At 35.7% G+C, this 13,556-nt stretch carries 15 protein-coding genes; 14 read left to right on the top strand and 1 reads right to left on the bottom strand.

The window, feature by feature from the left end:
• From prmA to recO, 12 genes are all read left to right on the top strand, one after another.
• Entirely contained in the window at positions 1–939 is a 939-nt protein-coding gene (prmA, locus tag N9R04_RS06960) for a 50S ribosomal protein L11 methyltransferase (protein ID WP_262855982.1), read from the top strand.
• A 2-nt stretch (positions 940–941) separates the two neighbouring features.
• Positions 942–1,694, top strand: a complete 753-nt coding sequence (locus N9R04_RS06955) for a 16S rRNA (uracil(1498)-N(3))-methyltransferase (protein ID WP_262856037.1) — start codon at positions 942–944, stop codon at positions 1,692–1,694.
• Positions 1,695–1,698: 4 nt separating this feature from the next.
• On the top strand, positions 1,699–3,045 hold the full coding sequence (gene mtaB, locus N9R04_RS06950; RefSeq protein ID WP_262855981.1) for a tRNA (N(6)-L-threonylcarbamoyladenosine(37)-C(2))-methylthiotransferase MtaB: 1,347 nt from the start codon (positions 1,699–1,701) through the stop codon (positions 3,043–3,045).
• A 205-nt stretch (positions 3,046–3,250) separates the two neighbouring features.
• Entirely contained in the window at positions 3,251–3,427 is a 177-nt protein-coding gene (gene rpsU, locus N9R04_RS06945; protein ID WP_000048060.1) for a 30S ribosomal protein S21, read from the top strand.
• 449 nt (positions 3,428–3,876) lie between these two features.
• Positions 3,877–4,587 (top strand): NfeD family protein, encoded by a 711-nt coding sequence (locus N9R04_RS06940; protein WP_262856034.1) that lies wholly within the window; start codon positions 3,877–3,879, stop codon positions 4,585–4,587.
• Positions 4,588–4,598: 11 nt separating this feature from the next.
• Positions 4,599–5,591 (top strand): flotillin-like protein FloA, encoded by a 993-nt coding sequence (gene floA / locus N9R04_RS06935; RefSeq protein ID WP_262855980.1) that lies wholly within the window; start codon positions 4,599–4,601, stop codon positions 5,589–5,591.
• Positions 5,592–5,608: 17 nt separating this feature from the next.
• Complete coding sequence (locus N9R04_RS06930; protein ID WP_262855979.1) at positions 5,609–6,229, top strand: hypothetical protein; 621 nt, start codon at positions 5,609–5,611, stop codon at positions 6,227–6,229.
• Positions 6,230–6,521: 292 nt separating this feature from the next.
• Positions 6,522–7,469: a PhoH family protein gene (locus N9R04_RS06925; protein ID WP_262855978.1), complete on the top strand. Its 948-nt coding sequence runs from the start codon at positions 6,522–6,524 to the stop codon at positions 7,467–7,469.
• Positions 7,470–7,931: an rRNA maturation RNase YbeY gene (ybeY, locus tag N9R04_RS06920; protein WP_262855977.1), complete on the top strand. Its 462-nt coding sequence runs from the start codon at positions 7,470–7,472 to the stop codon at positions 7,929–7,931. It abuts the gene before it with no gap.
• 3 nt (positions 7,932–7,934) lie between these two features.
• Entirely contained in the window at positions 7,935–8,273 is a 339-nt protein-coding gene (locus tag N9R04_RS06915) for a diacylglycerol kinase family protein (RefSeq protein WP_262855976.1), read from the top strand.
• A 41-nt stretch (positions 8,274–8,314) separates the two neighbouring features.
• Positions 8,315–9,214 carry a GTPase Era gene (gene era, locus N9R04_RS06910; protein WP_262855975.1) on the top strand — a complete coding sequence of 300 codons (900 nt, stop codon included), beginning with the start codon at positions 8,315–8,317 and terminating at the stop codon, positions 9,212–9,214.
• 23 nt (positions 9,215–9,237) lie between these two features.
• On the top strand, positions 9,238–9,990 hold the full coding sequence (gene recO, locus N9R04_RS06905; protein WP_262855974.1) for a DNA repair protein RecO: 753 nt from the start codon (positions 9,238–9,240) through the stop codon (positions 9,988–9,990).
• A gap of 326 nt (positions 9,991–10,316) precedes the next feature.
• On the opposite strand, the gene N9R04_RS06900 is transcribed toward recO, so the two are convergent.
• Positions 10,317–11,708, bottom strand: a complete 1,392-nt coding sequence (locus N9R04_RS06900; protein ID WP_262855973.1) for a glycine--tRNA ligase — start codon at positions 11,706–11,708, stop codon at positions 10,317–10,319.
• A 365-nt stretch (positions 11,709–12,073) separates the two neighbouring features.
• Between N9R04_RS06900 and ccpN the strand changes: the two genes are divergently transcribed.
• The gene (gene ccpN, locus N9R04_RS06895; RefSeq protein WP_262856033.1) at positions 12,074–12,697 is read left to right on the top strand and encodes a transcriptional regulator CcpN; all 624 of its coding nucleotides are present in this window, start codon (positions 12,074–12,076) and stop codon (positions 12,695–12,697) included.
• Between the two features lie 13 nt (positions 12,698–12,710).
• A complete protein-coding gene (locus tag N9R04_RS06890; RefSeq protein ID WP_262855972.1) occupies positions 12,711–13,553 on the top strand; it encodes a pyruvate, water dikinase regulatory protein in 843 nt (280 codons plus the stop codon).
• The last annotated feature ends 3 nt before the right edge of the window (positions 13,554–13,556 follow it).

Raw genomic sequence — 13,556 nt, 5'->3', positions numbered from 1 at the left:
ATGAAATGGACCGAGGTATCTATCACTGTAAATCATGAAGTTATGGATAATATAAGCCAAAAGCTTGAAACTATGGGGTCAAACGGCGTAGTTATTGAAGATTCAAATGACCTCAATCGAGAGTTTGAAGACCGCTACGGTGAAATCTATGATTTGAACCCTAACGATTATCCTCTTCAAGGTGTGCGTCTCAAAGCCTACTTTAATCAAGTAGATTATAATTCTCACGTTGAAGAAGAAATTAACACCTACTTAGAGAATTTACAGCAGCTCGATAAGCATATTTATCAGTTGAGCACGAACACAATAGACGAGACAGATTGGGAAAACGAATGGAAAAATTATTTTCATCCTTATCGTGCATCTGAGCACTTTACTATTGTTCCAAGTTGGGAGACTTATAAAAAAGTCGAGGAAAACGAATTATGTATTAAACTAGATCCAGGAATGGCATTTGGGACTGGAGATCATCCTACTACTAGAATGTGTCTTGAAGCTATAGAGACATATGTCACACCTAATGCTTCAGTGATAGATGTCGGTACGGGTTCAGGTATTCTAAGTGTTGCTGCTCATTTAATTGGAGCTCACCCCATAAAAGCAATTGATGTAGATGAAATGGCTATAAATATAGCTAAAGATAATTTTAAGCAAAACTATTGTGATGACTGTATAGAGACAGAAACAACCCATTTACTATCGACTGAAAATAAACGTTATGACATAGTTATTGCAAATATTTTAGCCCATATCATTGAAGAAATGATTGATGATGCTTATAATACTTTAAATGAAGAAGGATACTTTATTACTTCTGGAATTATTGATGATAAGGAATCATCAATAGTTACTCAGATGAAGCGTATTGGGTTTAAGATCATTTCTATTAATCACGATAATGGTTGGGTATGTATTGTGGGGCAGAAAGTGAGCGAATAGATATGCAAAGATATTTTATTCACCAAAACGCTGATGAAAATCAGCGTTTTTTTATTAAAGATGAAAATGATGTACATCATATTAAAAATGTAATGCGAAATTCCGTGGGTAATCAGATAATTGTTACTTTTAATGATGAAAAAGTATATGAGTGTCAGATTACTCAAATAGAAGAAGGTTTGATTGAGGTTAGTTTGACTAAACAGTTAGAGACCGAAACAGAATTACCGCTAGATATCACTGTATGTAGTGGTCTAATTAAAGCGGATAAATACGAGTGGTTAGTTCAAAAAGCAACAGAGCTAGGAGCAAACCATTTTATAGCTACGGAGATGGAAAGATCAGTCGTTAAATTGAACTCGAACAAAGTCACTAAGAAGCTTCAACGGTGGGAGAAAATAATCAAAGAAGCCGCTGAACAAAGTTATCGTCTTACCATACCTACTATCGATTATGTATCGAATTTAAAACAAATTTATGATAGAATAAATGAATATGACTATGTACTGATTGCATATGAAGATGCTGCTAAACGTGGGGAAAAGAGCACTCTTAAGCAATTAATAAAGCAATTCAATAACTACGATCGTGTATTAGTCATATTTGGGCCTGAAGGTGGCCTATCTGAAAAGGAAATTAATATGTTTACAAATAAAGCTTATCAAGTAGGTTTAGGTCCTCGAATTTTACGGGCTGAAACCGCACCACTTTATTTTCTTAGTGCTGTGAGTTTTGAAAAAGATTTAACGGGGTGATTATATGTCTACTGTTGCATTTCATACTCTAGGTTGCAAAGTTAACCACTATGAAACTGAAGCAATATGGCAATTATTTAAAGAAGCTAATTACGAGAGAGTCGATTTTGATACAAATGCAGACGTCTTCGTTATCAATACATGTACTGTAACTAATACGGGTGATAAAAAAAGCCGCCAAATTATTAGGAGAGCGATTCGTAAAAATCCTGAAGCAGTCGTTTGCGTTACGGGTTGTTACGCTCAAACTTCATCTGCAGAAATCATGGAAATACCTGGTGTTGATGTAGTTGTTGGTACACAAGATCGCACTAAGTTACTAGACTACATAAAACAGTATAAGAGTGAACGCGAACCGATCAACGGTGTGAGTAATATAATGAAAAACCGTACATATGAGGAGTTAGAGGTTCCTTACTTTACTGATAGAACTCGCGCCTCTTTAAAAATTCAAGAAGGCTGTAACAACTTTTGTACATTTTGTATTATCCCTTGGGCAAGAGGTCTCATGCGTTCTAGAGAACCTGAAAAAGTCATTGAGCAAGCGGCGCAACTCGTTAACTCTGGTTATAAAGAAATCGTACTAACTGGTATTCACACTGGTGGGTACGGTCAGGATTTGAAAAACTATAATTTAGCGCAGCTTTTAAGAGACTTGGAAACGGTTGATGGTTTAGAAAGAATCCGTATCTCATCTATAGAAGCGAGCCAGTTAACTGATGAAGTTATCGATGTTATAGCTAAATCATCCAAAGTAGTTAGACACTTGCACATACCTTTACAATCTGGGTCAGATAGTGTACTTAAACGCATGCGTCGTAAATATTCTATGGCTCATTTTTCTGAACGTTTAACTAAATTACACAGCGTCCTTCCAGGTCTAGCGGTTACGAGCGATGTGATAGTTGGATTCCCTGGAGAAACAGAGGAAGAATTTCAAGAGACTTATGATTTTATAATTAATCATCAATTTTCTGAATTACATGTCTTCCCATATTCACCAAGAATTGGTACCCCTGCAGCACGTATGGATGATCAAGTAGATGAAGAAATAAAAAACGAACGTGTACACCGTTTAATTAACTTGAGCGACCAACTTGCTAAATCTTATGCTTCTCGCTTTGATCAAGAAGTATTAGAAGTTATACCTGAAGAATCTGGAGATGAACCAGGAACGTTAATAGGCTATGCAGATAATTATATGAAAATACAATTTGAAGGCGACGAATCCTTAGTAGGAGAATTAGTAAAAGTTAAAATTACACAAGCTGATTATCCTATGAATAAAGGTAAGCTCTTAAGAGTGGTTCAACATGCTACTAATCGAAGTGAGGAAGCTGTTACAGTTTAATTGCTTAGAATGTAAATTTTTCTAATTGACCAGTTTTATAAGATATATTATACTGTTCTATGAATAGTCTAAGGCTTAACACAGCCTGTGAGTATGTTTTATTTGGTTATTAAAGCTAGTATTTTTATTAACTAATTGAAGTTATGCTCAACTGACTATTAATGAGAATAAAGTTTCGTTGATATTTGGAGGGAGGGAAATACAGATGTCTAAAACAGTAGTCCGTAAAAACGAATCACTTGAAGATGCGTTACGTCGTTTCAAACGTTCTGTTTCTAAAAGCGGTACAATCCAAGAAGTGCGTAAACGTGAATTTTACGAAAAACCAAGCGTTAAACGCAAGAAAAAATCTGAAGCTGCACGTAAACGCAAATTCAAATAATTAATTGTTCGTTGACTCCCTCAACATTAACATTAATTATAGATGAGCCTAGGCGAGATGACGTCTAGGTTTTTTCTTCTCTTTATATCTGATTTTATAGCTCAACTCCTATAACATTTAACCAAAGACTATTTACTAGTTCACTTTGAATATAGGCCTCTTTTCACTTCATCATTAGTTTCACAGTCTAATGAGAATGGTAGTTTGTTCAACCTCTTTCTACCCAACTGTTTAATACTCCTAAATACTACTTCTTTACGTATATCTAATTCCTAATTGCTCACTTTATTAACAATTCTACAATAACTTTCTATATCAATTTATTTTTGAATAATATTACAATTAATTTAAATTATATAATATAATTTGAACTTTCTAATTATAAGTATAAAAAGCTATAACCTAGGTGCTATTTCATGTATAATCAAATAGGGGAGCGAGGTGAATTTATGACTAGAATAGGTGATATACATAACATTTTTCCAACAATGCTAACTCAAGAGGATAACTGGGTAACTCAAATATCTCATATTATAGTTCATCCTTTCGTGACGTTAATACTAACTTGTTTTATTTTTTGTGGTTTTTTATTCCAATTGTATTCAAGGCGAATCAATGGGATAGGTATCCTTTCAACAATTATACTTCTCATATTTTTCCTTGGTTTCTTTGTTGTCGGCGAAGTTAACTTGCTTTCAGTCATTTTATTTATTCTTGGAGTCATCTTAGTTGTGATTGAGCTTTTCGTAGTTGGGGCTGTTATAGGAATTTTAGGTCTCACCTTAATTGTCTTTAGTATTGTTACTTTAGGCAGTAACCTAGTTTATATGGTCGGTAATGTCACTGTTGCATTCATTTTATCTATTATTGAATGGGTCATATTAACTAAGATCTTCAAGCGTAATATACCGTTACTAGACAATGTTGTTCTGAAAGCTTCAACGAGTAGAGAAGCCGGTTATACCTCACATGATGATCGTTCACATTTAATTGGCCAACACGGTGAAACTGTGACTGATTTAAGACCAGCAGGAATTATAACTATCAATGATGAGCGTATAGATGCAGTATCTGACGGTTCCTTTATCCTTAGAAACAAGAAAGTAGAAGTATTAGAGGTTGAAGGAACGCGTGTGGTAGTTAGAGAATTTAATCTTTAGGAGTGAATTAAATGCCAGATTTATTTAGCTTTATTATTATTGCTGTAATAATTTTAGTAGTAATTTTTATATTTTTCTCATTTGTACCCGTAGGATTGTGGATTTCCGCAATTGCAGCAGGGGTAAAGGTAAGTATAGGTACACTTGTAGGTATGCGTTTCCGTCGAGTGTCTCCTAGAAAGGTCATTGAACCGTTAATCAAGGCGCATAAAGCAGGCTTACAACTTGAAACAGTTCAGCTGGAATCGCATTATTTAGCTGGGGGTAACGTCGATAGAGTGGTAGATGCTAATATCGCTGCTCAACGTGCAGAGATAAATTTGCCTTTTGAAAGAGCTGCAGCTATTGATTTAGCAGGTCGAGATGTACTAGATGCCGTTAAGATGTCCGTTAATCCAAAAGTGATAGAAACGCCTTTCATTGCTGGGGTAGCTATGAATGGTATTGAGGTCAAAGCTAAAGCGAGAATAACTGTCCGCGCTAATATTTCTCGTCTAGTAGGTGGTGCAGGAGAAGAAACAATTATTGCTCGTGTCGGCGAGGGTATCGTATCTACATTAGGATCTAGTGATTCCCATACTCAAGTATTAGAGAACCCCGATAACATTTCTAAGACAGTATTAAGTAAAGGGTTAGACTCAGGGACTGCTTTTGAAATCTTATCTATTGACATTGCAGACGTGGATATTAGTAAAAATATCGGGGCTGACTTACAAACTGAACAAGCGATTGCAGATAAAAATATAGCTCAAGCTAAAGCAGAAGAACGTCGTGCTATGGCCGTTGCCAAAGAACAAGAAATGAAAGCAAAAGTACAAGAAATGCGTTCTAAAGTAGTTGAAGCTGAAGCTGAAGTTCCGCTCGCTATGGCAGAGGCACTACGTTCAGGCAACATCGGTGTTAAAGATTATTATAATTTGAAGAATATAGAAGCCGATACTGGAATGAGAAATGCTATTAATGAACGAACGAATCAACAAGGCGATGAATCACCAGAAGAATAAACAGGGGTGGTGATCGAATGCAAATAGGTATATTTATTTTTGTTATGACTGTCCTAATATCTATTGGTCAAGCTCTATTAGATAAGGATCATAAAGATCGAGATACTAGCGAACCTACTCAACATGAACAGACTAATGAAGAGGATGGTGATAAAGTTGAAGAGCAAATGAGTGAGGCTAAAGATTTGAATCAGCCTAACTCTCAACAGGGTAGTCCTAAGGAGAGAACTAGACCGGAAAAAATGAATAACGATTCGCCTCAACCCAGTACTATTTCTCCTATTAATCCTGAACAACAATCTAGTGAAGCAAGTAAATTGAAACAACGTCAGCGTGAAAAAGATAAAGAAAAAAGACTAGAATTAGAACGGGAAATGTATGAACGAGTAGATGGGATACGGGCTGTGCTTGATCGTGAGAAAGAGATGAAGCTCGAACGCTTAGAAAAGAAGGCACAAGCGATTATTACTGATTCAACGCTTTCCATTCATACTAAACGTATAAGGTTAAAACAACTTTATCAAGCTAAAAATCAACCTCACTTAAATGATGACAAAATATTTGCTTATGATGAAGATGCAGTTATTAATGGTTTAATATGGTCTGAGATATTAAATAAGCCTAAACAATTAAATTAGTACAATCCTAAACTGGAAGGGAACAAATTTCTATACTATGTTCTCCTCCAGTTTTTGTAGTTTTAATAAATGTTTCGAGGGTACTTTATATAAACGAACTGAACTAAAGATGTATTGAGATGATACATTTAATCTACTGTACACTTTTACAATTACAAATTATCCTTAATATTTAATAGTTAGTATAAAAAATCCTTGATAAATCGACTCGCTTATTATATAACCCTTTGTAAGAAAGGTGAACTTAAGCTAAAATATAGATGAAATCATTAATATGTAAAGGAGCGGCTATATGCCTGGAATTATTCAAATTGATGACATCAACGTAGTTCAAGCTTTACTAGGTAGTAATGACGAACACATCGAAGCGATTGAAGATGGGTTTGATGTTATCATACATGCAAGAGGGCAAGAGATTGCTGTTAAAGGAACAAAAGTAGAAGAAGTAGAAAAAGCTGAAGATGTCCTCATCAACTTAAGAAAAGTGATAGAACAAGGAGTAACTATTACAATTAAAGATGTCGAAGCAGCAATCAAAATGGCAAAAAATAATACAATAGACTACCTTCTAGACTTATACGAAGAAGAAATAACTAAAGATGCGTTTGGTAAGACTATTCGCGCTAAGACTATGGGGCAACGTATGTACGTTAACGCTATGTTCCATAACGATCTTGTACTTGGTCTCGGACCAGCTGGGACAGGGAAAACTTTTTTAGCCGTAGTGTTTGCGGCTAAACAACTTCGTAAAGGCAATGTTAAGCGCATCGTGCTCACCCGTCCAGCAGTGGAAGCAGGTGAATCATTAGGGTTCTTACCTGGTGACTTAAAGGAAAAAGTTGACCCATATTTGCGTCCTTTATATGACGGTTTAAATACCGTATTAGGTAGAGAGCAAACAGCGCGCTTTATTGAGAGAGGTATAATTGAAATAGCCCCTTTAGCATACATGCGTGGTCGTACGCTCGACGATGCCTTTGTCATCTTAGACGAAGCACAAAATACCACCCATGCTCAGATGAAAATGTTCCTTACGCGCCTTGGGTTTGGCTCAAAAATGGTTGTCACTGGCGATCAATCCCAAATTGACTTACCTAAAGGTATTAAAAGCGGTCTAAATGAAGCTGTTAAAAAACTTAGAGATGTCAAGGGTATCAGTATTATGAAGCTTGATCAAACTGATGTAGTGCGACACCCATTAGTTAGTAGAATAATTGATCGATATGAAGGGACTGATTAAATGTTTACCGTAGATTTTAGTGATCATACTGATCAAGTATCAGAACAATGGCTTACTAACATAGAAGCGTTACTTAACTTCGCAAAGAAGAAAGAGAATATCGATGATGATGCTGAATTATCAGTCACTTTTACTGATAAAGAAGAAATTCAACAAATAAATAACACTTATCGCAATAAAAATAAAGTAACCGATGTGATATCATTTGCATTCGAAGAAGATGACCAGGAAATAGTGGGTGGTGAAATGCCACGTGTATTAGGCGACATTATTATCTGTACCGATGTAGCTGTGGAACAATCACAAGAATTTGGGCACTCGCTTGATAGAGAACTAGGTTTTCTAGCCCTTCATGGATTTTTACATTTATTAGGCTATGATCACATGACTGAAGAAGATGAAAGAGAAATGTTTGGTCGTCAAGAAGCGATATTAAGTGAATTTGGATTGAATAGATACTAGCAGATGAAACGCTTTACATACGCTTATCAAGGTTTAGTATCTTTATTACGAAAGGACCATAAATTTCTTTTACATTGTATTATTGCAACACTAGTCATTTTCTTCGGTATTTATTTTCATATTAATAAGTATGAATGGTTAATTATTATACTATGTATAGGTCTCGTGCTTGCTTTTGAAGCAATCAATACAGCAGTAGAGTTTGCCGTAGATTTAGCTACAGAAGAGTATCATCTTTACGCCAAATATGCTAAAGATATTGCTGCAACTAGTGTGCTCATTATTAGTATAATGGCTGCTATAATAGGGTTTGCCATCTTCTTACCTTATATTTTTAAATAAAGATGTATTTTTAATTTAAATAGTAAAAGGCAGGTAAAACTATGACAGAATTTAAATCAGGGTTCGTTTCCATTATTGGACGCCCTAATGTAGGTAAGTCTACATTTGTAAACCGAGTAGTCGGACATAAGATTGCCATTATGTCAGATAAGCCTCAAACTACTCGCAATAAGGTCCAAGGTGTTATGACTGAAGAAGATGCCCAAATTATCTTCCTTGATACGCCAGGCATCCATAAACCTAAGCATAAATTAGGTGATTATATGATGCGAGTAGCGCGTAATACGCTAGCGGAAATAGATGCTATCATGTTCATGGTAAATATCAATGAGGAAATTGGTCGTGGGGACGAATACATTATGGATATGCTAAAAGATATAGATACTCCTATATTCTTGGTGCTTAATAAGATAGATTTAGTACACCCTGATGAACTAATGCCTAGAATAGAACAATATCAAACATATATGCACTTCACAGAAATTGTACCTATGTCAGCGTTAGAAGGCTTAAATGTAGAGCATTTTATAGAAGTACTAAAATCACATCTTCCTGCAGGACCTAAGTACTACCCGGACAATCAAATTTCTGATCACCCTGAACAATTTGTAGTTAGTGAACTCATTAGAGAGAAAATTTTACATTTAACTAGTGAAGAAATCCCACATTCTATTGGCGTTAATGTCGATCGAATGATCAAAGAAGACGAAGATTTAGTACGCGTTGAAGCTACTATTTACGTAGAAAGAGATTCTCAAAAAGGCATCGTTATTGGCAAAGGCGGCAAAAAATTAAAAGAAGTAGGTAAACGTGCACGTGTCGATATCGAGCGATTACTCGGTTCTAAAGTATACTTGGAACTTTGGGTAAAGGTTCAAAAAGATTGGCGTAATAAAGTTAACTTTATCCGTCAGATGGGCTACATTGAAGATCAAGATTAGTACTGTAGAGAGTCGGTGGATATATGCTAATAAAGCAAAAGGGCATCATTATTAAATCTGTTGATTATGGCGAATCTGATAAGATCATTACGATTTTAAATGAGCATGGTGCTAAGATCCCTTTGTTGGTACGCCGGGCGAAGAAAAGTAACAGCAGTTTACAAGCTGATACTCAGCCCTTTGTCTTCGGTTTATTTATCTTTTCTCGCTGGAAAGGAATGGGAACGCTGAGCTCTGTAGATGTCATCAATCAAAATTTTCACTTGAGACTTGATATTTATGAAAGTAGCTATGCGTCATTGTGTGTTGAAACTATAGATCGATCTATTGAAGACGATGAAGTCTCACAATATAGTTATCAATTATTATCGTTCGCTTTAGAGAAGATGAGTGAAGGCATTTCAGCTCAACTCATGTCTGTCATAGTTTTGCTGAAATGTATGCCTGCTTTTGGTTTCAATGCTTCATTTAATCAGTGTGCAGTCAGTGGACAGACTGAACAATCTGCCTTATGCGGATATAGTTTTAAATATGATGGAGCTATTTCTGAAGCCTTTTTATCCGAGGATCCACATGCTGTAAGACTCTCTAATAAGACACTTTATTTACTTTATGTCTTGCAATCTTTACCTATAGATAAAATGGATGGTATAAACATTAAGCAACAGCTAGTCGATGAAATGTCTGAACTTATGATGATGTTATATAGAGAGTACGCTGGTATGTTTTTTAAAAGTCAAAAATTAATTAATCAACTACGACGGTTGGACTCCTAGTTAACGTTGTAACGTCATACTATATAGAACGAGTTACCCATATGCTAATTTATTGAGAAGCGTGAGATACGTAAAGCGCTTTAAAAGTGAGATCTTCTCTATTATATTCAATATAAACAATTGGTGAAAATGAACTTTAAAACATTCTAGCCTATACTTTGTAATCCTTAGAATAGTAATGAAAAAGGGAGCGGGGCAGAAATCTTTTTATTCAAATTAGATTTCTGTCCCGCTCCCTTTTCTCTCCTGCCCAAGACCTTTAAGTCCTAGACTCATTTTTAGTTGTTAGAAGTAATTCTTTAATTTACGTTTACTGTTTATCGACCTTAATATTTCACTTTCTCAGCTAAGAAAGCTTCTAATTCTGAAATAGGCATACGAATTTGTTCCATTGAATCTCTATCGCGCACAGTAACTTGATTGTCTTCTAATGAATCGAAATCGAAAGTGATGCAATAAGGTGTTCCGATTTCATCTTGGCGACGATAACGTTTGCCTATAGATTGCGATTCATCGAAATCTATTGAGAAGTGTGGACTTAATTGTTCAAAGACTTTGATAGCTTCGCCTGAGAGTTTTTTGCTTAATGGTAGCACAGCTGCTTTATACGGTGCTAAAGCAGGGTGGAAGTGAAGTACAGTACGAGCATCTTTACTTCCTTCTACTCCTTCTTCATCGTAAGCGTCACACAAGAATGCTAGCGTTACACGATCTGCACCAAGAGACGGTTCTATACAATAAGGTAAATATTTTTCATTTGTCTCTTGATCGTGGTAGCGGAAATCTTCACCTGAATGTTCTGCGTGCTTGCTTAGGTCAAAGTCTGTACGACTAGCTATGCCCCACAATTCACCCCAACCAAATGGGAAGCGATATTCTATATCTGTAGTAGCGTTTGAATAGTGAGAGAGTTCATCAGCATCATGGTCGCGTAAGCGCGTATTCGCTTCTTGCAAACCTAAATCTTTTAACCATTGGCTAGCAAAGGTTTTCCAATAGCTTTGCCACTCTATTTCTTCACCTGGTTTACAGAAGAATTCTAATTCCATTTGTTCAAATTCACGTGTTCTGAAAATGAAGTTTCCTGGAGTTATTTCGTTACGGAAAGATTTACCTATTTGGCCGATACCAAAAGGTAACTTCTTACGCATAGTACGCTGTACATTCTTATAATTTACAAAGATACCTTGTGCAGTTTCAGGACGTAAAAAGAGTTCACTAGATGAATCCTCAGTAACACCTTGGAAAGTCTTGAACATGAGGTTAAATTGACGTATATCAGTCCAATTTGCTGTACCGCTAACCGGACAAACAATTCCTTCTTCTTCGATGATTTTCTTCATTTCATCAAAGCTTAAACCATCTGCAACAAAATTCTCGTCGCCTTTTTCATTTCGCATATAATCCTCTATAAGGTTATCTGCACGGTAACGAATCTTGCTATCTTTATTATCAATCATCGGATCATTAAAGTTTCCGAGGTGTCCTGAAGCTTCCCACGTTTTCGGGTTCATTAAGATAGCCGCATCTAGTCCTACATTATACGGTGACTGAGTTATAAATTTTTGCCACCAAGCTCTTTTAATATTATTTTTTAACTCAACACCTAATGGTCCGTAATCCCAAGTGTTTGACAAGCCGCCATAGATATCACTGCCGGGAAATACGAAACCTCTGTGTTTAGCTAAATGAACTATACTTTCCATATCTTTTGCCATCAAATTTACACTCCTTCAACTTAAAAAAGTCCCAAGACAAAGCTCTTCTATCATACTTTGCCTTGGGACGAGTTGTGATTTTAATAATTATATCTAAGTACTAATCCATCACATTATATATTTGAATTAGTAGCTTATTTCTTTAATCTTTTTAACCCGCGGTTCCACCCAATTTAGTGTAGACACTCACTTTAATATCATTTAATTGTATGCCAAGTAAATTGTTAAGCTTTCACTTTTCTTAACTCGCTGTAACATACATTTTAATGGATACAGCTATCAATAGCAAGTAAATATATCAGTTTGTGAGTCGAGTTATTTCATTGTATAATAGTTATCTGTATAGGTGAAAGAGGTGAATAGCGATCGAATTGAGTAAAAGGCAACAACAAATTATAGAAATAGTAAAAAGTAAGGGGCCGATTACGGGGGAAAACATCGCCGAGAAACTCAACCTTACACGTGCTACGTTGCGACCTGATCTAGCTATACTAACGATGTCAGGGATTCTAGAAGCAAGACCGCGTGTTGGCTATTACTATACCAATAAATCTCAGAATAAGATCATTACTGAAGAGTTAAGCAAGTATATAGTAAAGGACTATGCTTCTCATCCAATTATCATCAAGAACGGCGTGTCTATTTATGATGCAATATGTACAATCTTCATGGAAGACGTGAGCACACTTTTTATTATTAACAACAAAGGGGACTTTGTAGGTGTCTGCTCTAGAAAGGATTTACTAAGAGCTTCCATGATGGGTGAAGATATACATACAACTCCTGTTGATATTATCATGACACGCATGCCTAACTTAAGTTATGTCACTACTCAAGATAAAGTGATTACTGCTGCACAATTGATGATTGAAAAGGAAATAGATTCTCTTCCTATCGTACAACATAAGCAGACAGGCACAGTAGAGATTAAAGGACGTATCTCGAAAACAACCATTACCAAACTGTTTGTATCATTATTTAAAGAATAGGTGGAAATATCAAATGGATAAGTTAAATATAATTGTTGCTTCAGATTCGGTTGGGGAAACTGCTGAATTAGTGGCACGAGCAGGACTATCGCAATTCAAACCAGATCAGTGTGAACAAGATATAACACGTTATCCTTATATTGAATCGTTTGAAAATGTTGATGAGGTTGTTCAAGTAGCAGAAGACACAAATTCAATTATCGTTTATACCTTAGTTAAACCTGAAATTAGAAAATATATGGAAACGCAAATTAGAGAGGCCGCAATCAAATCCGTAGATATTATGGGCCCGTTAATGCGTATTCTCACTGATGAATTGGAAGAAAAGCCTTTTTACGAACCTGGTTTAGTACATAGATTGGATGAGGCATACTTTAATAAGATTGAAGCCATTGAATTTGCGGTTAAATATGATGACGGTAAAGATCCGAAAGGTATAGCGAAGGCTGACATCATTCTACTCGGTATCTCCAGAACATCCAAGACCCCTTTATCTCAGTATTTAGCTCATAAAAGTTATAAGGTTCTTAACATACCGGTGGTGCCTGAAGTGACTCCTCCTGATAACTTATTCGACGTGGATCCAAATAAAATTATCGCCTTAAAGATTAGTGAAGAAAAATTAAATAAAATTCGTAAGGAACGTCTTAAACAGTTAGGATTAGGTGACTCAGCTCGATATGCTACTGAACAACGTATTCGTGAAGAACTTGATTATTTCCATACGCTCGTGAATAAAATTGGTTGCACTGTAATTGACGTTTCAGATAAAGCGATCGAAGAAACCGCTAACGATATTGTAAATATTATTGACCAAAATAATTTTAGTGATTTAAAAAAAGAAATAGATTCATAATTT

The organism is Staphylococcus marylandisciuri (assembly GCF_025519785.1).
In the GTDB taxonomy this organism is placed as follows: domain Bacteria; phylum Bacillota; class Bacilli; order Staphylococcales; family Staphylococcaceae; genus Staphylococcus; species Staphylococcus marylandisciuri.
Note: the sequence above shows the minus strand (reverse complement) of the source record. Positions and strands in the feature narration are given on the sequence as shown.

Bases quoted from the DNA above. Each gene is read 5' to 3' on its own strand.
- prmA (WP_262855982.1), top strand. From the start codon at position 1: ATGAAATGGACCGAGGTATCTATCACTGTAAATCATGAAGTTATGGAT.
- N9R04_RS06955 (WP_262856037.1), top strand. From the start codon at position 942: ATGCAAAGATATTTTATTCACCAAAACGCTGATGAAAATCAGCGTTTT.
- mtaB (WP_262855981.1), top strand. From the start codon at position 1,699: ATGTCTACTGTTGCATTTCATACTCTAGGTTGCAAAGTTAACCACTAT.
- rpsU (WP_000048060.1), top strand. From the start codon at position 3,251: ATGTCTAAAACAGTAGTCCGTAAAAACGAATCACTTGAAGATGCGTTA.
- N9R04_RS06940 (WP_262856034.1), top strand. From the start codon at position 3,877: ATGACTAGAATAGGTGATATACATAACATTTTTCCAACAATGCTAACT.
- floA (WP_262855980.1), top strand. From the start codon at position 4,599: ATGCCAGATTTATTTAGCTTTATTATTATTGCTGTAATAATTTTAGTA.
- N9R04_RS06930 (WP_262855979.1), top strand. From the start codon at position 5,609: ATGCAAATAGGTATATTTATTTTTGTTATGACTGTCCTAATATCTATT.
- N9R04_RS06925 (WP_262855978.1), top strand. From the start codon at position 6,522: ATGCCTGGAATTATTCAAATTGATGACATCAACGTAGTTCAAGCTTTA.
- ybeY (WP_262855977.1), top strand. From the start codon at position 7,470: ATGTTTACCGTAGATTTTAGTGATCATACTGATCAAGTATCAGAACAA.
- N9R04_RS06915 (WP_262855976.1), top strand. From the start codon at position 7,935: ATGAAACGCTTTACATACGCTTATCAAGGTTTAGTATCTTTATTACGA.
- era (WP_262855975.1), top strand. From the start codon at position 8,315: ATGACAGAATTTAAATCAGGGTTCGTTTCCATTATTGGACGCCCTAAT.
- recO (WP_262855974.1), top strand. From the start codon at position 9,238: ATGCTAATAAAGCAAAAGGGCATCATTATTAAATCTGTTGATTATGGC.
- N9R04_RS06900 (WP_262855973.1), bottom strand. From the start codon at position 11,708: ATGGCAAAAGATATGGAAAGTATAGTTCATTTAGCTAAACACAGAGGT.
- N9R04_RS06890 (WP_262855972.1), top strand. From the start codon at position 12,711: ATGGATAAGTTAAATATAATTGTTGCTTCAGATTCGGTTGGGGAAACT.